The 21,576-nt window shown below is 42.3% G+C and carries 17 protein-coding genes; 10 read left to right on the top strand and 7 right to left on the bottom strand.

Features of this window, described 5'->3' with window-relative positions; translation table 11 throughout:
- Nucleotides 1-169 precede the first annotated feature (169 nt).
- The 4 genes from GNE10_RS14815 (at nt 170) to murI (ending at nt 7,896) form a co-directional block, all read left to right on the top strand.
- Complete coding sequence (locus tag GNE10_RS14815; protein ID WP_185565835.1) at nt 170-1,624, top strand: cation:proton antiporter; 1,455 nt, start codon at nt 170-172, stop codon at nt 1,622-1,624.
- Between the two features lie 935 nt (nt 1,625-2,559).
- Nucleotides 2,560-4,434, top strand: coding sequence for an N-acetylmuramoyl-L-alanine amidase (locus GNE10_RS14810; RefSeq protein WP_185565833.1), 1,875 nt, complete (start codon nt 2,560-2,562; stop codon nt 4,432-4,434).
- Nucleotides 4,435-5,019: 585 nt separating this feature from the next.
- Nucleotides 5,020-6,900 (top strand): N-acetylmuramoyl-L-alanine amidase, encoded by a 1,881-nt coding sequence (locus tag GNE10_RS14805; RefSeq protein WP_185565832.1) that lies wholly within the window; start codon nt 5,020-5,022, stop codon nt 6,898-6,900.
- 129 nt (nt 6,901-7,029) lie between these two features.
- Entirely contained in the window at nt 7,030-7,896 is an 867-nt protein-coding gene (gene murI / locus GNE10_RS14800; protein WP_185565831.1) for a glutamate racemase, read from the top strand.
- A gap of 53 nt (nt 7,897-7,949) precedes the next feature.
- Here the strand turns inward: murI and GNE10_RS14795 are convergent, their stop codons facing one another.
- Complete coding sequence (locus GNE10_RS14795) at nt 7,950-8,150, bottom strand: hypothetical protein (RefSeq protein WP_185565830.1); 201 nt, start codon at nt 8,148-8,150, stop codon at nt 7,950-7,952.
- Nucleotides 8,151-9,288: 1,138 nt separating this feature from the next.
- On the opposite strand from GNE10_RS14795, the gene sds reads away from it, so the two are divergent.
- Nucleotides 9,289-10,260, top strand: coding sequence for a solanesyl diphosphate synthase (gene sds, locus GNE10_RS14790; RefSeq protein WP_099070653.1), 972 nt, complete (start codon nt 9,289-9,291; stop codon nt 10,258-10,260).
- Nucleotides 10,261-10,758: 498 nt separating this feature from the next.
- Here the strand turns inward: sds and GNE10_RS14785 are convergent, their stop codons facing one another.
- On the bottom strand, nt 10,759-11,232 hold the full coding sequence (locus GNE10_RS14785) for a hypothetical protein (protein ID WP_185565829.1): 474 nt from the start codon (nt 11,230-11,232) through the stop codon (nt 10,759-10,761).
- A gap of 204 nt (nt 11,233-11,436) precedes the next feature.
- Here GNE10_RS14785 and hetZ point away from each other — a divergent pair, with 204 nt between their 5' ends.
- The 5 genes from hetZ (at nt 11,437) to GNE10_RS14760 (ending at nt 17,138) form a co-directional block, all read left to right on the top strand.
- Nucleotides 11,437-12,639, top strand: a complete 1,203-nt coding sequence (gene hetZ, locus GNE10_RS14780; protein WP_185565828.1) for a heterocyst differentiation protein HetZ — start codon at nt 11,437-11,439, stop codon at nt 12,637-12,639.
- Nucleotides 12,632-13,612, top strand: a complete 981-nt coding sequence (locus tag GNE10_RS14775) for a PatU (protein WP_185565827.1) — start codon at nt 12,632-12,634, stop codon at nt 13,610-13,612. The genes hetZ and GNE10_RS14775 overlap by 8 nt, the downstream gene beginning before the upstream one ends.
- Before the next feature lie 498 nt (nt 13,613-14,110).
- Nucleotides 14,111-16,435, top strand: a complete 2,325-nt coding sequence (locus GNE10_RS14770; RefSeq protein ID WP_185565826.1) for a DUF3488 and DUF4129 domain-containing transglutaminase family protein — start codon at nt 14,111-14,113, stop codon at nt 16,433-16,435.
- A gap of 86 nt (nt 16,436-16,521) precedes the next feature.
- Entirely contained in the window at nt 16,522-16,812 is a 291-nt protein-coding gene (locus GNE10_RS14765; RefSeq protein ID WP_185565825.1) for a type II toxin-antitoxin system Phd/YefM family antitoxin, read from the top strand.
- Nucleotides 16,809-17,138 (top strand): type II toxin-antitoxin system RelE/ParE family toxin, encoded by a 330-nt coding sequence (locus GNE10_RS14760; protein WP_185565824.1) that lies wholly within the window; start codon nt 16,809-16,811, stop codon nt 17,136-17,138. The genes GNE10_RS14765 and GNE10_RS14760 overlap by 4 nt, the downstream gene beginning before the upstream one ends.
- 14 nt (nt 17,139-17,152) lie before the next feature.
- Here the strand turns inward: GNE10_RS14760 and GNE10_RS14755 are convergent, their stop codons facing one another.
- The 5 genes from GNE10_RS14755 to GNE10_RS14735 form a co-directional block, all read right to left on the bottom strand.
- Nucleotides 17,153-17,479: a DUF433 domain-containing protein gene (locus tag GNE10_RS14755; RefSeq protein WP_185565823.1), complete on the bottom strand. Its 327-nt coding sequence runs from the start codon at nt 17,477-17,479 to the stop codon at nt 17,153-17,155.
- 87 nt (nt 17,480-17,566) lie between these two features.
- On the bottom strand, nt 17,567-18,364 hold the full coding sequence (locus tag GNE10_RS14750; protein ID WP_185565822.1) for an ABC transporter permease: 798 nt from the start codon (nt 18,362-18,364) through the stop codon (nt 17,567-17,569).
- Between the two features lies 1 nt (nt 18,365).
- Entirely contained in the window at nt 18,366-19,163 is a 798-nt protein-coding gene (locus GNE10_RS14745; RefSeq protein WP_221642851.1) for an ABC-2 family transporter protein, read from the bottom strand.
- 112 nt (nt 19,164-19,275) lie between these two features.
- Nucleotides 19,276-20,232: an ATP-binding cassette domain-containing protein gene (locus GNE10_RS14740; RefSeq protein ID WP_185565821.1), complete on the bottom strand. Its 957-nt coding sequence runs from the start codon at nt 20,230-20,232 to the stop codon at nt 19,276-19,278.
- 533 nt (nt 20,233-20,765) lie between these two features.
- Complete coding sequence (locus GNE10_RS14735; protein WP_185565820.1) at nt 20,766-20,987, bottom strand: hypothetical protein; 222 nt, start codon at nt 20,985-20,987, stop codon at nt 20,766-20,768.
- Nucleotides 20,988-21,576 lie beyond the last annotated feature (589 nt).

The following is a 21,576-nucleotide window of genomic DNA, read 5'->3' as shown; positions in this document are numbered from 1 at the left end:
GGGGGAAAGATTTCTTCCTCATCCTCCCACACCTCCCACCCCTCCCACACTTCCTGCTTGCCCAATGCCCAATGCCCCATATTTTGTACAACCTGTCAACAATATCTCCATAGATGGACGTTTTTCAGAAACGCGTCAAAATCAAAGAGAAGGATTTTCACAGAACCCAATGCATTTGTTAAATCCCAACAACTTTTCTTTTCCTCTGCTGGCTAGCGCCACAGAAGCCGCAGACAGTTCAATGGTAGTAGCAGCGGTGTTACTGAGTTTAGTAGTCGTTTACCTCGCCAGCAAAGTTGGCGGGGAGTTATCCAACAAAGTGGGTTTGCCACCGGTCTTAGGCGAACTGGTAGGTGGTGTGGTAGTCGGTGTCTCGGTTTTTCATCTTTTGGTGTTTCCAGAAGGTGGCACAGACGCTTCTAATTCTTTGATTATGACCTTTTTGCAAACTACTGCTGGTTTATCTCCCGAAGCCACTCCTGCGGTGTTTGCAGCACAATCTGAGGTCGTTTCTGTTTTGGCAGAATTGGGCGTGATCATCCTGCTGTTTGAAATCGGTTTGGAGTCAAACTTAAAAGACTTAATGGCAGTGGGTATCCAGGCCACCATCGTCGCAGTGGTGGGGGTAGCAGTTCCATTTGCAGCTGGTACCGTGGGACTGATGACTTTGTTTGGTATCAGTGCTGTGCCTGCGATTTTTGCGGGGGCGGCTTTGACTGCTACTAGTATTGGAATTACTTCCAAAGTGTTATCAGAACTGGGGCGACTCAATTCTAAAGAAGGGCAGATTATTCTCGGTGCTGCCGTAATTGACGATGTTCTGGGAATTATCGTTTTAGCGGTAGTTGCCAGTTTAGCTAAAGATGGTGTAGTGGATGTCAGCAAAGTCATTTATTTGATTATCAGTGCCACAGGTTTTATTTTGGGAGCCATCTTGTTAGGCAACGTTTTCAATAAATCCTTTGTGGCGATCGCTGATAAACTCAAAACACGCGGTGGACTGGTAATACCAGCATTCATCTTTGCCTTTGCAATGGCATATCTGGCCGCAGTCATCCACCTAGAAGCCATTCTAGGTGCTTTTGCCGCAGGTTTAGTCCTAGAAGAGACAGACAAACGCAAAGAACTGCAAACCCAAGTCTGTCCCATTGCTGATATGCTAGTACCGATTTTCTTTGTCACCGTTGGCGCAAAAACCGATTTGGGAGTCTTAAACCCAGCGATTCCCGATAATCGCGAAGGCTTAATTATGGCAACTTTCCTGATTATAGTAGCCATCATTGGTAAAGTAATCACAGGCTTAAGCGTGTTTGGTCAACCAGAAATCAACCGTTTAGCGATCGGTGTGGGGATGATTCCTAGAGGCGAAGTCGGGTTAGTATTTGCTGGTGTTGGCGCTGCTAGCGGCGCTCTCTCCAAACCACTGGGGGCAGCAATCATTATGATGGTTATCTTAACCACCTTTTTAGCTCCTCCCTTGTTACGATTTGTATTTCCAGAACCAAAAACCGCAGGTTCAGAGCAACTAATTTTGGATGGCGCTTCTGGAACATCATTGGTAATCGAACCATCTGACTCAAAGGTATCAAGGCCAGAAAAAACCGGAGAATCTCGCGATAGTTAATCGCTGGGGACTGTTGACTGATAACTGTTGACTGATGACTGATGACTGATGACTGGGGACTGGGGACTGATGAGTGACAAGTTATTCCCCTTGTCTTCCTTGTCTCCCTTGTCCCCTTCATCCACCTCATCCCCCCATCTCCCCTACCCCCTGCTCTCGATGTGTAGCTATATTTTAGAGACTTGCCATTACTATTCTCCTATTTGCCCCATCTTCCGCTTGATATTGGAAACTTCTCTCCTCTAATCTCCGTCCCGTGTGATTATAAAATTGTCGTTTGTTTATAGTTTCTACTAGTGTTCGGAATGTTACTTATTTCCACTTTTTCACTGCTCCTCATACCAATTGATATCCAGAAGCGTAATTTATAAATTTTTGTTTCCTACTTCCCCCAAATTGCAACTTACGATTTTAGCAAGCAAATTCTTACTAGTCTTAATTTGAAGATTTTTCAAATAATTCCGGAGTAGCAGCCATCAACAAAGCTAGATCGAGAGATAGTAGTGGGAATGATTTACTGAAAGCATCAATGGCAATAAACAACCAACAGTTATCAGTTATTTAGTTTTATTGGGAGTTAAAGTCGCCCATATTCACAAGTGAAAACTTTCACTCTGTATCTAAATCCCAATATCAAACTTGGCAATCATTTACTGAGAAATTATATTGATTAAAGTGTGTCTTTATACCAGCTTAATCAAAAAGATATCAAAGCTCAAGTCTAGGTGGTGACAGTGTGATGATTTAACAAACATTAATTGAGAACTTGACCAAAGCAGTGCTGAGTAATGAATACCAAAAAAAGCCAAAAAAGCACATAAATACCGATTATTTAGCGATTTAATCCCAAAGGTTACGCGAGGGTTTACGCGTCTCTGGACTACATACTCAGCACTACTGAAGGCTCCCATAAATGTGAATTAGGAGAAAGCACTGTGAAATTACACTGGTTACTACCCAGCGCTATTGGAACTATTTTGATGCTATCCTCGCCTGCAATGGCGGCAAGGCTAGAATCTTGGCGCTTTGATGCCAATCAAAACAAACTGGAAATTAATACTTTGGGGAATGTTCAACCCCAAGCACAATTAATTTTCAATCCGACTCGGTTGGTAATTGATTTGCCAGGAACAACGTTTGGGCGTCCCCAGGTCACTCAACAGGTTGGTAACGGTATTCGTTATATCCGTGTTGGGCAGTTTGACACAGAAACAACGCGTATAGTCGTGGAATTAACTCCTGGTTATACTTTAGACCCAAAACGAGTGCAATTTATCAGTACCACTGGCAATAGCTGGACAGTGCAATTACCTAGACCAGAAATCGACCGAGCAGCACCACCTCCAACAAATATTTACAGTGTAGTAACCCCAGAATCCAGTTCTCAACCCGAAATCTCAAGAATTGTCACTCCACGAGCTGCGACTCAAATTGAGAGCCTGCAAGTCACAGGTGATGGATTTTTCATCCGCACCAGCGGTGCAAATCCTCCAATTCAAGTCATTCGCAGCCGCGATCGCGCTACAGTTTTCGTTGATATCTCTGGCGCATCTTTATCACCACGCCTGATACAACAAAGTAATCAGTCCATTAACAAGTTTGGCGTTAGCCGTGCTGAATTCACCCAACTGCGAAGTCAACCCCCCGGTGTTCGTCTAACTTTGCGGGTAGATAAAAATGGCCCAGACTGGCGAGCAAGTAGAAGTGGTAGTGATGGTTTGGTAGTTCTACCGACTCGTGTTGTCACATTACCCCCGACTAATAATTTTGACAACCAGTCAGAACCTGCTTCTTTTCCCAGCCGACCATTGGCTAACAACTCACCAGCGACAATTGAGTCGGTGCAACTAGCTGATAATGGCACACAACTGCTGATTAGAACTGACGAAAACGTATCTGCTACGGGAGTTTGGGATAGAAACTCTGGTTTATTCCGCGTTACAATTCCCAATGCTAAGTTAGCTCCTAGAGTCATAGGCCCTACCTTTGCTGCAAATAGCCCTATTCTTCGAGTACGCCTGCAATCCCAAGAACCCAACACAGTTGTTGTCTTAGTTCAACCAGCAGCCGGAGTCCAACTAGGACAACCCAGTCGAATCAGCGACCAGCTTTTGGCTCTCCCAATACAAGGTTCTCGTCGAGTTGTCACACTCCCTGGTAAACCCCCTTATACTGTTCCTCCACTACCACCAATCAACCGGGGCCCATTCCCAGACCCAAATAATCCCAATCCCCAACCTCCAAAACAACCACAACGCCCATTTACTAATGGAAAAGTGGTAGTGCTGATTGACCCCGGACATGGCGGTAAAGACCCTGGAGCTGTAGGTCTTGGCGGACTGCGGGAAAAGGACATTATCTTACCTATTGGTAAAAAAATAGCTCAGATTTTACAGCAAAATGGCGTCCAAGTAATTCTGACGCGGGATTCTGACTATTTTGTTACCCTTCCAGGGCGGGTACAATTAGCAGAGCGAGCCAATGCTGATGTGTTTGTTAGCATCCACGCTAATGCAGTGGGGCCTGGTCGTTCGGATGTCAGTGGTTTGGAAACCTATTATTACGACAGCGGTTTGGGTTTAGCTCGTACTGTCCACAATACTATTCTCCAAAATGTCAATGTCAAAGATCGGGGAGTGCGGCGAGCCAGATTTTATGTCCTGAGAAAAAGTTCCATGCCTTCGATTCTCGTAGAAACAGGTTACGTCACTGGCCGAGACGATAACGCCAAACTCAGAACCTCAGCCTACCAAAATCAAATGGCAGAAGCTATAGCTCGTGGCATCCTTCAATACTTGAAGAGAAGATAAGTAATTTTGTCTAAATTTTTGAGTAAATAAATGATTGCTAAATTTACACAATTTAATAGTGATTGTGGTGAAGATGTTGCTAGTGTTGAGAACAAATTTGCCTCACCTACAGGACTTACGCAGCGAGATTATTTGTTGAGGTCAGGAATAGAGTATAGAGCAAACAGGGGATTTTTTCTTGCCCAATGCCTAATGCCCCATACCCAGCCCAAACCCTTGATTTTTCGTTTACCATACGTAAGTCCTAACATAGAGTCTTCATACCCTTAAACTCCCAACTGACATAATTCTAATTATTCAGTTTTAGGTAAAAAATTACCTATTTTTTTGGACTTTAGGTCAAAAATTTAGGTATTCTTGCGGCGGGACAGCAGTGGCTTGTTTGTTATTGTCATCTGATGCTTTGTATGTCTGACTTATATAGGCTAGTGACATGGCAAAATCGGATGAGCGTGCTATATTTTACGCCATTAGCTGTGTCTTGATAACAGCGCAAAACTCAAGTGTAGGTGGTGACGGTGTGAGGATTTGCCAATGTGTTGAGATGTTGACGGCTCCCATGAATGTGAATCAGGAGAAACGACTGTGAAATTACGCTGGTTACTATCCAGTACTATTGGAACTATCTTCATGCTGTCGTCGCCAGCAATGGCCGCGAAACTGGAATCTTGGCGCTTTGATGCCAATCAAAACAAACTGGAAATTAATACTTTGGGAGATGTTCAACCCCAAGCCCAGTTAATTTTCAACCCAACTCGGCTGGTAATTGATTTACCAGGAACGACATTTGGGCGTCCACAGCTGACTCAACAAGTCGGTGGTACGATTAGAGCAATCCGCATCGGGCAATTTGACGAACAAACAACACGTATAGTTGTCGAATTGACTCCTGGTTATACTTTAGATCCTAAAAAAGTAAAATTTATCAGTACAAATGGCGCTCGCTGGACAGTACAATTACCTGCCCCAGAAACGGAAAATATACCCGCCAGCAATAATTCCGAGTCAGAAATAGCCTCAGCGACTCCACCGAGAACGCCAACACCAGCGTTATCTCCTAGAAATATTTATAATGTAGTCACAAATAACACTGCAAATCCCCTGGCGAGGCCAACGGTTGTCGCAAGAGTGACTCAAATTGAAAGTTTACGAACCACAGGCGATGGCTTTTTCGTTGCCACCAGTGGCCCTAATCCTCAGATTAAAGTCAATCGTAGCAGCGATCGCCACCTAATTAATATAGATATCGCTGGTGCAACTCTCTCACCAAATCTCCAGCAGCAAGACATACCCATTAATCGCTACGGAGTCAGTCGCATCCAATTCTCCCAACTCCAAAGTAGCCCGTCTGTTATTCGCATGACGTTACAGGTAGACAAAAATGGTTCTGACTGGCGGGCAACTACCAGTACCATTGGTGGCTTCGTGGTTCTCCCTAGTCGTGGTATTGCCCAGCTACCAAGCAACAATACTCCACTTACCGTAGCATCTGCTTCTGATTCACCTGCCACCATTGAGTCTGTAGAATTGACTAATAATGGCAGACAACTGTTAATTAGAGCCGACCAAAGTTTATCTGCCACAGGAGGCTGGGATAGAACCTCTGGTTTATTCCGCATCACCATTAATAATGCTCGATTAGCTCCTAAAGTTAAAGGGCCAACATTTAATCCCAATAGCCCTATTCTCCGCGTTCGCCTACAACCACAAACAGACAACACTGTTACAGTGTTAATTCAACCAGCAGCCGGAGTGCAAATTGGCGAACTCAACCAAGTGAGCGACCAGCTTTTAGCTCTAGAATTTCGACCTGGTAATATACCTCCCATTGTTTTACCTCCGCTTCCATCACCAAACCAAGGGCAATTACCCAACCCCACAGACCGTCCCACATCCCAGCCACAGCCACGCCCCCCAGTTCATAATGGAAAATTGCTAGTGGTTATAGACCCAGGACACGGTGGAAAGGACTCTGGTGCCCCTGGTTTGGGGGGACTGTTGGAAAAGGATGTAGTCTTGCCTATTGGTAGAAAGGTAGCAGCTATTTTAGAACAAAATGGCGTACAAACAGTACTAACACGGGATGCCGACTTTTTCGTGGAACTCCAAGGACGAGTAGATATTGCCGAGCGAGTTAATGCAACTTTGTTTGTCAGCATTCACGCTAATTCGGTTGATAATCGCCCTAGTGTCAATGGCTTAGAAGTATATTATTACGACAGTGGTTATGCTTTAGCTGAAGTAGTTCGTAATACAATTTTGCAAAACATCTCTACCATTAAAGACCGAGGAACGCGCAAAGCTAGATTCTACGTTCTCCGGAAAAGCTCTATGCCCTCCATTTTAGTGGAAACAGGCTATATGACTGGTTACGAGGATAATCCGAGATTAGCATCGCTAGAGTATCAAAATCGGATGGCAGAAGCGATCGCTAGTGGCATTCTCAAATACTTAAGGCAGAGGTAATATAGTAAAAATTACTCATTTTAGAGGTGGTATTTAGACTTGTTTTGAGTACAGAATTTAGTGGTAAATTTGCCAATTGTCTGCTAGATTCTGTATTTTATATCCAAAAACCTAAATCAATATCTGCCTGTGTATTCATCTTCCATTTTTGAAGGAAATCTTGACGATATTTCTAGTCAAGAATCCCAACATGCTCCAATTGGTATTTTTGATAGTGGTGTCGGAGGACTGACGGTACTGCGACAACTGTATCGTCAACTCCCCAATGAATCAATTGTTTACTTTGGGGATACAGCTCGGCTTCCTTACGGAATTCGTTCACAAGCAGAAATTTTACAATTTACGCGTGAAATCCTCACGTGGCTGCAACAGCAGCGAGTAAAAATGGTGATTATGGCCTGCAACACCAGCTCTGCCTTAGCCTTAGAAACTGTGCGTCAAGAATTTAACCTACCTATACTGGGAGTAATCCTACCAGGGGCAAAGGCAGCAGTCCAGCAAGGAAAGCGCATTGGTGTAATTGCCACTCCCGCCACAGCTAAGAGTAATGCTTATAAGCACGCCATACTCGAAATCAATCCAAATGTCCAAGTCTGGCAAATTGGATGTCCAGAGTTCGTACCACTGATTGAGCAAAACCGCATTCACGATCCTTACACTGCTGAAGTTGCACGAGCCTATCTAGAACCTTTATTAGAACAGGAAATTGACACCTTAGTCCACGGTTGTACACATTATCCGCTCCTCACACCAGTATTGCGATCGCTCCTTCCCTCTCAGGTGCAGTTAATTGACCCAGCTGTTCATGTTGTCGCTGCTTGTGCCCAAGAACTAGACTTGCTAGGCTTAAAAAGTACTTACCCACCACTACCAACTCGCTTTGCTGTTAGCGGTTGCCCACAACAATTTTCCCAATCTGGAGTCCAGTGGCTAGGCTATACACCCCTGGTAGAACAGGTTTGCTTTACTGATATTGCTATTTCCCAACCCCATTAAAAAGTTAGGAGTTAGGAGTTAAAAGTTTTGAATTAACAACTCCTAACTTTCAATTATTGACTATTAACTGCTTCAGTCACATTAGTCCTAACTGATATCTCTTGCTCTTGTTTTGCTTCATCTGTTGAAGCAAAACTTCTGGTATTAGTAGTCTTTGTACCCGTCCGTTTTGCTAGTGCTAATAACAGGTAGACTGTGAACAAGTATCCAGACGCTAAAATAAAAATCATCATAGGCACACTTCCGTAAATCATTGTTCTACTAGCACCCTTGGCAACGAATACAAAATTTCATGAAATTAGTAGAACTTCAGCCGACCAAGTACGTTCTCGATGACTGTAGTTTGCTATGGTAAATCTACCTATAGAGATAAGACTCTTTTAGGACAAATAATGTATTATCTAGTGCAACTTTTAGCAGACCATAAATACCACAGCAGTTAAATTGCCAATAGACAACCTAATACTGCAATTCTCAGCGGTCTACTCGATCTGCCTTATTTTTGCTCACATGAGTGTGACAGGAGTAACCCTCGCGCTCAAGATGCACTAAAGGTATGTAGCTCAGAGCCAATACAGTTACAAAGCTAATCTTTATAACCTATCTGACATAGCCTACCGTTAGCTACATCTGTTTAGCGTCTCGCAGAGAAGGAGCGTCACTCAAAGGACTCCCCATAGGGATACCCTGTAGCTCCTAAATAGGAGTTTCGCGTATCGTTGGCAAAATCAAAGAATTTGTTCCTTCAATATCATCAACGAATAGTTATTTTATACACACAACCACCATATCCGTAAAATCAACTAACTGGTGATTTAACTTTTGGTGTGTGGGTATTTGAAAAATTTAAAATTCCTATATTTTAGCGTAACACAACAGCCCTGAATTTTAAGCCTAGTTGTCTGCTAAATTTCAAATTTTTTCAATAGCTAGACTGCGATGGAGAAAAAAATTTCATCCTATATTAGCCAGTCTAACCCAGATTTTGCCAAAATAGTCAATCAGCAATAATACCTAATATTAGTAGATTTTGTCTGTAGGGGTCAATGTACAAATACGGCACGTGAATACTCTGATATCTTTCACTAGCTTATTTGATGGCTTGATTGCAATTTTTGTGGAATGGATATTGCTAGAGCCTTATTATTATATTCTACGTGGTGTTCTGCACTCAGGAAAAATTCACCCACTAACACGATCTTTTGCCAACACTTTTTCGTTATCTTATTTTTCAGCATAATTACTTATTGACTTTATAAAATTATTGTGTGGATGCAAATAAATTTAAGAGTATGCGATTAACTGATGAAAACTTTGCGCTGGCACAGGGTTATCTTAAAATGAGTAAAGGATATGTAAACTTTCGTAACCTAAGTCAGAGTCCGCCCATCCATGACCCCAGCCACCTCCCTGTTTACCCCTGTGGAAGCAGACCTGCGACAACTAGCAGATAACCTCAAACAGCTAGTTGGAAATCGCCACCCCATTTTGTTTGCAGCCGCCGAACATTTATTCGGAGCTGGGGGAAAGCGTATCAGGCCAGCAATTGTCTTGCTAATATCGCGGGCAACAATGTTAGAACAAGAAATTACCCCGCGTCACCGCCGCTTAGCTGAGATTACCGAAATGATTCATACAGCAAGCTTGGTACACGATGATGTGGTAGATGAATCAGATATGCGGCGAGGTGTTTCCACCGTTCATAGTTTGTTTGGTAACCGCATTGCCATACTAGCAGGAGATTTTCTCTTTGCACAATCTTCGTGGTATTTAGCAAACTTGGACAATTTGGAGGTGGTGAAACTCCTCTCAGAAGTGATTATGGATTTAGCCACTGGAGAGATTCAGCAGGGATTGAATCGTTTTGATGCTAACACCTCCATTGAAACTTACCTGCAAAAGAGCTATTACAAAACAGCTTCCTTGATTGCTAATAGTTCCAAAGCTGCTGCTTTACTGAGTGAAGTGTCGCGAGAAACTGTTGAGCATATGTACAGCTATGGTCGCCATTTGGGCATAGCATTTCAAATTGTCGATGACATTCTAGATTTCACCAGTACAACAGACACCTTGGGTAAACCAGTGGCGTCAGATCTCAAAAGTGGTCATCTAACAGCACCCGTTTTATTTGCTTTAGCCGAAAAACCATATTTGGAAGTGCTGATTGAAAGAGAATTTGCTCAAGAAGGAGATCTAGAGCAAGCATTAGCACTGATTCAGGATAGTCAAGGTATACAGCAAGCGCGAGAATTAGCTGCTCATCATACTAAACTGGCAATTGAACATCTTGCGGTTCTGCCAGCTTCAGAGTCTCAGCAGGCATTGATTAACATAGCTGACTATGGTCTGAGTCGGCTCTATTAAAAATGAATTTTAGATTTTGGATTTTGAATTTTGGAGCTAATAATTAAAAAAATCTAAAATTTAAACATATTTTTTCGCGCCGGGTCTTCGACTTTGGTCTTGATTCCTATAACTAATCAGATATTTACCAGTTGTGTAATTTCTGCCTTAATGAAACCTGCCCAAATATTCTTGGGCGGGTAGTTTTCGCTCCAAAACAGCCAAACAAAAAAAATTGAAAATTGTTCGCTAGTAACTGTTTTTTAATCAATTTTAGATATTTGCGAGAATTAAAACCCAACTAGCGATCCAGTAAAAGCTCAATAAAAAAATTGAAAATTGTTCGCTAGTAACTGTTTTTTAATCGATTTTAGATATTCCAAAGCAGTAAGTGAAAAAATGCTTTCCCATTGAAAATTCAAAATTTTTGAAAAATTTTTGAGCGTCGATTGACGACGCTCATAAGTCTTTAAGACAAATATTGGTTTGTATCGAAAAAATCTCACAAACCACATAATTCTATGCAATATCAGGGGGTATATGTTTCGGCGATCGCATCTTTCGTAGCTGTTGTTGCATGAGTTTTTCTAGCTCACTGCGGCGGACTTCAAAGGTATGAGTGGTCTGACCCGGCGTTTCCAAAAAAACGATACTATCTACGGGTTCTAATGCCACCAATTGAAACAAAATATGGGTCACGGGAACAATTTTAGTTAGCATTTGAGGGTCAAGCCCAGCAGTGGAAATTAGGGAGACATCCTGTATGGTAGGAAAAGCGTAAACCACTCGCTTTTCCATTCCTGGATTAGTACGATTGCTCAACGTAGTTAAAACCCAGTTGCCCTCCGAACTTTGGAGAATATAGTACTGGGAGTAACGTAATTTTTGAGCGAGCGCTTTCAGGGCAGGAGAAATTGCTGAAATTAGATTTGGTGTAATACCATCGCGGGGTGCATTGTCAATCAGCAATTGAATTTGTGCTTCTAAATCCATAATGACTTGTATACGGCTCCTGGGTAATGGCAATAACATCTACAAAATGCGAACAATCCCATTAAATTTGGGAATAATAAAATCAGGCACATCTCAAACGTAGGTAGGGCCTGCATTTAGCTTATAAGCAAAACCCAAAAAGCCAACACCCACGGTCGTACAGGTTGTATTTAAATAACTTAAGGTCTTTTGAAAACCGAGACTATGAATTCAGCCGCAACCGCAACTATTCCATCTGCAACTTTTCTGGGAGAAAATTCTATTGGTGTGGAGGCGATCTTTCAACTCCTGTCCAGGGAGTTTCAGCAGTCAACCAAAGCTTCACAACAGAATTGCCACGATGTAGCCAGACGAATTACCACTGAAGTCTACCGGATTTGCAGTGAAAGCAAACGCATCCAGGCTTCCGGAGCTGTGGAAAGCTCGGCACTCACCCTCGCCCGACATCGGCTGCAACAGTGTCTTAGATACTATCAGTTGGGTTCAAATCGAGGCAGGGTAGAATTACACAGTACTTTGAGCGCTATTATTTATCGTTACATTAATCCTCCTCAGAAGCAATTAAGCTATCAAGGACGCCTGACTATAATTGAAGACTTTCTACAAAGTTTTTATTTAGAAGCATTAAACGCTTTCCGGCGAGAAAATCAACTCGGTGCTACTTATCGTCCACAAACGCTGCTGGAATTAGCTGAGTATATGGCATTCACGGAACGCTATGGTAAGCGACGAATTCCCTTACCAGGTCGTCAGCAACAGCTAATTATTTTACGGGCACAAACTTTTTCTCAACAGCAACCTCCTGAAACCAGCGTAGATATAGAACAAGCCGCAGAAGGTAGCAATAGTGAAGCTGATGGTTGGGAAGAACCAGCCATCCAGCAATTACGCTCCACAATGGCAACCCAAACAGAAGCCGAACCTGAAGAAGACACCTTACGTTCCGTTGTGATTACGGAATTAATGAGTTATCTCGAACAACGACAGCAATCGGATTGTGCTGATTATTTTTCGCTTCGTCTTCAAGATCTATCAGCACAGGAAATTGAGTCAGTTTTGGGTTTAACCCCTCGTCAGAGAGATTACTTACAGCAGCGCTTCAAGTATCATTTAATTCGATTCGCCTTGTTACACCGTTGGGAATTAGTTCACGAATGGCTAGAAGCTTCATTGCATACCAATTTGGGCTTAACTCCCCAGCAATGGCAAGCATACACAGCCCAATTGGACAGTAAACAGCGGTCTTTACTAGAGTTGAAGCAACAAGGGCAAACTGACGAAAAAATATCTAAAACTTTAGGGTTGTCAATGGCACAACTACAAAAACGTTGGTTTAAGATTCTTGAACAAGCTTGGGAAATTCGTAACTCATTAGTGTCCGGATCTGGTGCATCTACTCATGAATAGTGACTCAGAACCTTTACACGACGAGTGTCTCTATTGGTTATTGACAGGCAATGTCAAAAACGATGAGTGTCTCTCGTTAGAATGTAAGGAAAATTACGGGGTAGACAACCTCTCCAACAAAGCCATTGCTTCAAAAAACAGTGAGCCGGAATTGAGAGGAACACCCCAGGCCTTTTTACCGGGAGAAATTCCTACTGTGCAAGATCGTTTCCAAGCCGTCCTTAAGCGTCGGTTACAAATCCAAATCCAAGACCACCCACCTTTGTTTCCTTGGGAAACACAATTAGCTGAATATCCCGATTTTCTTGATGAGCCGTCTATAGCACTCGTTCCTAGCTGGGGATGGATGGCACAGCAGTCAAAGCTGAATCTGCCAGTTCCACTGCCAGAAAAAGTTTTCCGGCAATTGTTAGAACAGTGTCAGGCGTTGGTTACATCTTCAGTGCCACTGGGGGCAAAATTAGTTCAAGTGGTGGAGAACTTTTTCCCTAATGAATCTCAGGCACTAAATGATATTGCTGGTTTAGTGCTAAGAAGCACTTATCGTTCCGTGAATACTCTGGACAAAATGCCCGATATTCAGAGCGATTATTCAGATTTACAACCCCGTCAACAGATGGCTTTGTCACTGCTGGCGGCAAAACAATTGCTGGAAAATCTAACTCTACCACTTTCAGCAACTAGTCCAGTGGTAGAAAGACAATGGTTAACCAATGTCGGGACTTTAAACATTAAAGTAAAGTACCAAACTCTAGGTCAAGTTACTAAGTTACTTGTTGAAGCTGATTTACCTGTTAAAGGAACTTTGACATTGCGCGGAAGTGGCACTTTAGCAATGACAACATCTTCGAGTTCCGGATACTTAAGTGTAGAGTTAGGCTGCGAGCAACTTAACCCAATTTATACCCTAGAAGTTGAGTTTCCAGAAATAGACGAACAACCTTTGTTGTTTGTAATTACTCCCTCAATGTAGTCTAAATTACTACCGCTAGCACACTGCGTTAATCAATCAACGCTGATACATATTTAAGATAACTTTTCCCTTTGCTGTTGCTTTGGGGCTTTGTTTCTCTATGAAGACTACTAAAAACAGGGTGCTTACTTAATGTAGGTTGCCTAATCTCAAGTAGGTGTAGACTCACCCAATAATACCAATGTCCAAACAAAGTCTGCTTGTGCAGGCTGCGGAAAATTAAGTAGTCACAAAGCCTGGGAAACAAGTTATACCAATTCCAAATTCATGCATTAGCAGAGCTAGATTTCAAATGTTACTGAATTTTGGAAAATTGGTGTTAATTCTGTGCGTTGTGCTGATTTAGCCAGGTCTCTATATTTACCAAGCCATCACTTTTCCACTTATAGACGCTTAAAAACAGGATAAGAAAACTTCCCCCAACGGGAATACTTGATAGTAGGGCGGTTGGTTCCGTCTTAACTATTGTTTCCGTCGGATCTACACCTGAGACTCGAAATGTTTAACTTATCCAGGATGAATCGGTTTTGGCGTCTCTCTACACATAATTTCAGGCGGCAAAATATACAGGGTTTGCCTTCGACAGAAGTGGAAAATTCAATTTCCTTGCGGGTGCTGGTGCTAGCGTTGGTGATTTTGGGAATTGTGGCAACGGATATCGCTGCTGAGACTTTATTCAGTCTTTGGGCATTACCCCTAAGTGTAGTGGGTGCAGTTTGGAGTTACTATCGTCGCCGCGATACTAACATCGCAGTGAAGTTCTGCATCGCTATTGGTATGTTAATAGCGCTGGGTGCTTTCTTTGGACGGTTAGTGACAGAGTTGAATGATACGCGGTTGGGTTTGGCAGAGTTATTAATTCAACTCCAGGTGTTGCATAGCTTTGATACACCCCGCCGCAAAAATTTGGGTTATTCCATTGTTATCGGATTAATTTTATTAGGTGTGGCGGCAACGCTGAGTCAGACTTTAGCATTTGCACCTGTGTTGCTGTTGTTTTTAGCCATCGCTTTGCCAACCCTAGTTCTAGATTATCGCTCCCGCTTGGGTCTGCAACCACTAAAAAGACAAAAACAAAAGACCCCAAAGGATAAATTCTCAACTTTAAATTTTAAATTTTTAATTGTTAATTTTTTTGTAATTGTCGGTTTGGGACTGGCAATTTTTGCTGTTTTACCCAGGTTACCTGGTTACCAATTAAGAACCTTTCCTGTAAGTTCTCCTATTGAAATTAAAGGCAATTTTACAGGACGTAGTATTATCAATCCCGGTTACGTCCGCCAAGGTAACGGTAATGATAGAGGCAACGGTACAGGACAGGGCAAAACTGGCGAACCAGGAAAAGTAGATAACAATTTTTACTACGGTTTCAATAGCGAAATTAACCAAAACCTACGGGGGGAGATGAAACCCAAGGTTGTGATGCGGGTGCGATCGCAAGCTGAAGGTTTTTGGCGAGTGTTGGCATTTGACCGTTACACAGGTAAGGGATGGCAACTTTCTCGTAAGGATGATGTTACCACCATTAGGCGGCCGCCTTGGTCTTACCAAATGTTTCTTCCCGCACCTTTGATTTCTGGTAAAACTCAAGAAGTAGTACAAACTTACACAGTGGTGTCGGATTTGCCGAATTTAATTCCTGCAATGGCCAATGCCAAGGAAATTTACTTTCCCACACCAATGATCGCAGTTGATAAAGAAAATGGGTTGCGATCGCCTGTAGAGTTATCAGAAGGCGTAACTTATACAGTAGTTTCCGAAGTGCCACACCGCGATCGCACTGTCTTAGGTGAAACTTCTACTAAATATCCCCAACATATTAAAAACCATTATCTCCAAATACCGCCGGAAATTGCCGAAAAAGTCCGCCAACGCACCGAAGAAATCCTCGCCAACTACAATCAAAACCGCGTAGCAAAGTCTTCTAAAAGTCTGGATTCAGCTTATGAAAAGGCTCTTTACTTAGCTCAATACTTGAAGCAATACTACTCTATTCCGCAAAATCCCTTAGAATTCCCTTATTTAGATGAAAAAGAAGACTTAGTAGAAGCTTTTTTATTCAAGTATAAAGGAGGCTATCCAGACCACTTTTCCACAGTTCTCACAGTGATGCTACGTTCCATTGGCATCCCGGCGCGATTGGTGGCGGGATTTAGTCCAGGAGAGTTTAATCCATTCACCGGGATGTATGTTGTCCGTAATACAGATGCCTACGCGATGACAGAAGTATATTTCCCGAAATATGGTTGGTTTGCCTTCGATCCAATTCCCAATCATCCATTAATACCCCCGTCAATAGAGGATACTGAAACTTTTAGCGTATTGCGGCAATTTTGGCAGTGGGTTGCTGGATGGTTGCCTTCTCCGGTGACTGGTTTATTGAATAATGTATTTGGCACAATATTTAACTGGATCGGTAGAGCGATCGCTTGGTTTTTTGCTTTATTTACTCAAGGTTGGTTCGGTGTATTAACTGGCTTAATCTTGGGTACTACCATCGCATTCTTTGGTTGGGTAGCTTGGGGACAGTGGCGAGAATGGCGCAATCGTCGATGGTTAAAAAAATTGCCAGCAATGGAAAGCCTTTATCAACAAATGTTGCAATGGACAGCGCAAAAAGGTTTGGGTAAGCATCCAGCACAAACACCTTTAGAATATGCCAAAGTTTCATACCAACATCATCCCCCAACAACTGCTGAGGTCATAGATGAAATTTGTCAAGCCTATGTTAGCTGGCGTTATGGTGGTCATACGCCTAATTTGATCAGACTGCGAGAAAGCTGGCAAGGTTTGAAAAAAGGGAGTGGCGATCGCGCAAACTAATTAAGGAAAATTTTGAGAAATATCAGTTGACAAAATCAACAAATTATTAATAGCATCTAATTAGATGCTTATTAAATGTTGACTCTATGATTGATATTTCAAAAGATATACATTCTCTCACCGAGTTTAAACGTAATACGACTGAGTTTTTGCAGCGTATTAAGCAAACAAAACATCCCTTAGTTTTGACTGTCAATGGAAAAGCAGAATTAGTTGTTCAAGATGCAGAATCTTATCAGGAACTTTTAGATGCTGCTGAGTTAGTAGAAACTTTAAAGGGTATTAAAGTTGGTTTGGAACAAATGCAGGAAGGAAAAGGAAAAAAAGCGGAAGATTTTTTTAATGAACTGTTTGATAAATTCGACAGTTCTCAATGAGTCAGAAATATCAGATAATCATACAACCCGTAGCACAAAAAGCAATAGAAGAAGCCTACTTTTGGTTGAGTAATAATTCTTCTAGTAAAGCTAGACAATGGTTAGAAGGATTGTATAAAGCTATTTTATCCCTAGAAAAAATGCCTTCTCGTTGTTCTTTAGCATTTGAGAATGATTTTTTTGAGCAAGAAATCCGACAATTGCTTTATGGAAAGGGAAGAAATGCCTATCGAATTCTCTTTACTATCGTTAATGATAATGTAGAGATTCTGTTTGTACGACATGCTGCTCAAAAACCGATGATAGATAAATCTGATGAGGAATAAATAATTGTGGTGGGTTAGGGTTGTAGCTTCAACAAGCGAGAACGAATAAAACTCAAATCAGGTTGAATATTGGACAAACGTTGCTGTACAGATTCAGCTAATTGTTCTCTGTGATTAAGGTAAGCTTCTACAGCGTTTTGATGTCGAAGATAGTAACCAATGGTGCTATAAACATCAGACAACGATAGAGTCGAGTACCTTTGGACGATAGACTCAGGGGATGCACCATCCTGAAAAGCTCGGATTACGACTTCTAACAAAACCCTTGAATTCCCAACTCGAATTGCTCCGGTTTCATCTTCTCTAAGAGGAGGTGTTTCACGCTCTAAAACTAGGTTCATGGGCTAATTTCCCTGATTGACTTGACGTAATGCTAACTTAAATCACGTGCGATCGCCCCAGCCCTACCCTGAAACTACTAAAAAGACTCAACCTCGCATTTGCATCAAATTTCCTGAGGAGTAACGACGCAATCCTTGGTAAAACACATAGACACCAACTAACAGTACTGTAATCGATCCAGCCACTGCTAATACAGCATGAATCCAAGATAGCGATCGCAATGCCTCAATTGGTAAATAATTCACAAATCCAGCCGGAAGCAGTGTATACATTAGTAGCTTCACTGTTCCCTCAAACAAAGTCGCTGGATAAGTACTGAAGGTAAGCATGGCATTCCGCCACTGCTGTGTTAATCCTTCGGAATTGCCCAGATAAAAGCTGAGGCTACCTATCAAAACATTAAAGCCCACGAATAATGTCGCTACTGAAACTGTCAACCCAGTGAACAACGCTAAATGCACTGCATCAGGCTTGACAAAAAACAAATAAACCCCATACCCAAACAGCAAATCTCCCCAAGATGTAGCATTCATTCGTCCCAGCAGTAAGTGTGGTAAAAGGGCACGCGGGTACAACATCCATACATCCAACTGTCCCTGCACAATCAGACTTGTTAGTTGTAAAGCATTACCACAGACAGTATGAGCCAAACCAAACCCTGTTGCTGCGATCGCCCAGAGAGTAATTACATCTTGCACTGTCCAGCCTCGTAGCACTGGAAAGCGTGTAAAAAACAGCCCCCAAAATGTCACCCACACTAAGTTATTAACTATCATTGCCACCACTTGTGTGAGGAATGCGCCGCGATATTCTAGGTGGGCGTTCAGATTGAGCCAAATATAAGCGCTAGCTAATTTTAGGTAGGAAATTAAACGCCAGAACATCTTAACCTCCATGCGCGTGGATACGTTTCACTGCCGTGCGGTACACAAGGGCTACCAATACAGTCAGCACAACTATGGCAACTCCCTGGCGCATTAACAATTCACCAGCAAAACTCAAGTCGGGATGCACGAATAAACGTGCTGGGCCATATAAAATGCTGGCAAAGGGTAAAGCCTGTAGTATTGGCTGCCAGTTTTCTGGTAGCAGTTCCAAGGGAATTAGCATCCCGCCCAAAATCATGGTCAATCGGGAGTAAATGAGCATTAATCCGCTGGTGTTTTCCAGCCAGAAAGCTCCTAAGCCCACTAAGAAAGTTGCCAAAAAATCTAGTACAAATGCCAGTGGTAGCACCGCTAGGAATAATAAAATTCCTCGGAAAGTTAAAGGAATTGTGCCAACAAACAATAATGCCACTAGGGATGCGATCGCTACATTCAACCCAAAGCGCACTGTCCGCTCTCCCAAAGTAGTCCACAGACGATATAAAGGGTAGGATAGAGGGCGGATTAGTTGTACTGCCAGCGCTCCCGTCCTTACATCCTCGTCTACCTCCAAAGCCACCTGAGGACTAGAGAGGACGATAGACTCAGTGATACCTAAATACCAAAGCATTTGAGCGAGTGTTAAACCTCCCAACTGTTCAGCATCCGTTTGAGCATAGGTGATACGCCACAGTTGTAGGAAGATGTAGAGAATGACAAACAGGAAAATTCCTCTGGAAGCAACTTCTCCAAAATAAGCTAGATTGGAGCGAGCTGCTGTCAAGCCGATCCAAGTATATTTGCTGAAATTCTTCACTAAATTATCCTAAAATCAAGGGTTTAAGACCCCTATGTATACAGGTAGTATCAGTTGAGTTGCGGTTTAAATCCCCAACTCCAACTGTATTTAATGTGTCAATTTTCAATTGTTAAGAAGCTGCCTGAGCATAAATGTGTGCAATTACCTCTTCCAGTGGTGGGTCTTCAATTGCAATATCAGCCACCGAACCCGCCTGGAGAATTTGAGTCATCACGGTTTCAATTGGTGTGATGCGGGTCTTAACTTCTAGCTTGAGACTATATTCGCTAGCTTTGAGTTGTGTCACTCCTGGGAGGCTGATTTCGGCGGGTGAAGTATGGAATTTGACGCTGAGAATCTTTGAGCCAAGGTATTGACGGCGCATTGCAGAAACTTTGTCATCGAGTACCACGTGCCCGTGATTAATTACCACTACTCGCTGGGCTACCTGTTCAATGTCGCCTGCATCGTGGCTGGTGAGAAATACTGTTACCCCTTCAGTGCGGTTCCATTCGCAGATGAGGTCGCGTAATTCCTGACGAGCAATTACATCCAGTCCAATTGTGGGTTCGTCGAGGAATAATACTTTAGGCTTATGGAGTAAACTGGCTGCTACTTCTGCTCGCATCCGCTGACCTAAAGACAACTTACGTACTGGGGTATTCCAAAACGGGCCCAGGTGAAAACGCTCAACTAGTTGGTCGCGACGTTGAATATATTCTTGCCGATTCAGATTATAGATTCGCGCTAGTAACTCCAAGGTATCGCGGGGAGGTAGGTGATACCATAACTGCGATCGCTGTCCAAACACTACCCCCATCTGGTAAGCTAATTCGCGTCGATTTCGCCAAGGATTTAATCCCAGTAACCTTGCTGTTCCAGATGAAGGTTGTAGTATGCCTGTCAGCATCTTGATTGTAGTGGACTTCCCCGCGCCATTGGGGCCGATGAAAGCGATCGCTTCACCATCTGGAACGCTTAGATTAATGCCATCTACCGCCACAATCTCTTTGTGAGTGCGGTTGCGTCCCCAACCCCTACTCAGAGTAAACGTCTTGGATAAATTTTCCAGTTCTACGGCTGACATCACCGATGAACCTCTTCAGTTGATTATGTAATACAAATATAATACACTAGGCTAGTAGCATGATAAAACCTAAATTTTAAATAAATTGCTCTCTGGGTTCTCTTGGTATTAACCCAAATTGCGGAAGTAGGAGCATCAACGGTAGTGAGTACTATAGGAATCCGCTTTGATTCCTGAAATTATTTGCGTAGCGAGGAAACAGGGAACAGGGTTGGGGGAATAGGTAAGAAGGAATCAAAATGTACTGAGTTTTTTTCAAAAATCAAATACGAATCCTATAGAGCGTCGCGTCTTTATTCTGACTTCTGTTAGCGGTAGCGGGGCGTTTAGCCCATTCTGAATTCTGAATTCTGAATTCTGATTTCTGATTTCTGATTTCTTCTTAACATAGTTTGTTTTTTTCACATCGTTCTACTTATCAGGATAGGGTAGGCACTACCTTTTTATATAATGCCCACCCTACAAATATCAATTATCAGATTTTATCTGCAATTGATATACATTTTATAGTCCTATAAAAAACTGATTAGTGTTTATTTAATTCTCACATAGTGAGCAGGAACCCACCGTCTACCATGTTGTGTTTTTTCCCAATGCCCAGGAATCAATTTTTGATGAATAACTGGGCGTGGAGCAACCTTAGGTTTATGAACACTAGGTATGACAACAATTTTTGCTGCCGATGCCTGTGATGGGAAAGAAGCAACCGCCAATGGTAGAGCTAGTAACATGCCAATTAGAATACGTTTCATCATCAAATCTCTCATTAGTTACTTGGTTGAATTTTCTACAACATTCCTAATTAATTCGCAAATATTTATTCTTTAAATAGCCTTGAGAAAAATATCTTTTTAGCTATAAAAAGTTTTGCTTGTTTAACCTATAAATTAGGAGTGTTGTATGGCTATGAGTTTAAAACATTCAATTAAGAATAGACATTGCCAAAAAGTCATTATTTGAGCGTTACTTTAGTCATAACGATTTTTATAAAGATACTTGTTTTGTTATGGCAGTAAACAGGCAAGAAGCTGCAAAATTTCTTGATACTGATGTTTAGCAATCAGTTCATGTCCCCATCACAGTAGCTATTGCCCTACTTTTATCACTTTGATAATAATGTGAAGTTGACACGTATCTATAGAACAATACTGTTCAGTTAACGAATTTATTTTTTATGGCGGTTTTCCATTGAATGGAATACACATTTTCAAATCGAATCATTGTAGGATCGCAAGGCTTTGCGCCCCTACCGCGTGGTCTATTTATCCCAATTTGAAAAAATAATGCAACACATAGACAAGACCCCTCCCCAACCCTCCCCTTGGCAAGGGGAGGGTGCCGTCA

It is taken from the genome of Nostoc sp. 2RC (assembly GCF_014222165.1).
In the GTDB taxonomy this organism is placed as follows: Bacteria; Cyanobacteriota; Cyanobacteriia; order Cyanobacteriales; family Nostocaceae; genus Nostoc; species Nostoc linckia.
Note: the sequence above shows the minus strand (reverse complement) of the source record. Positions and strands in the feature narration are given on the sequence as shown.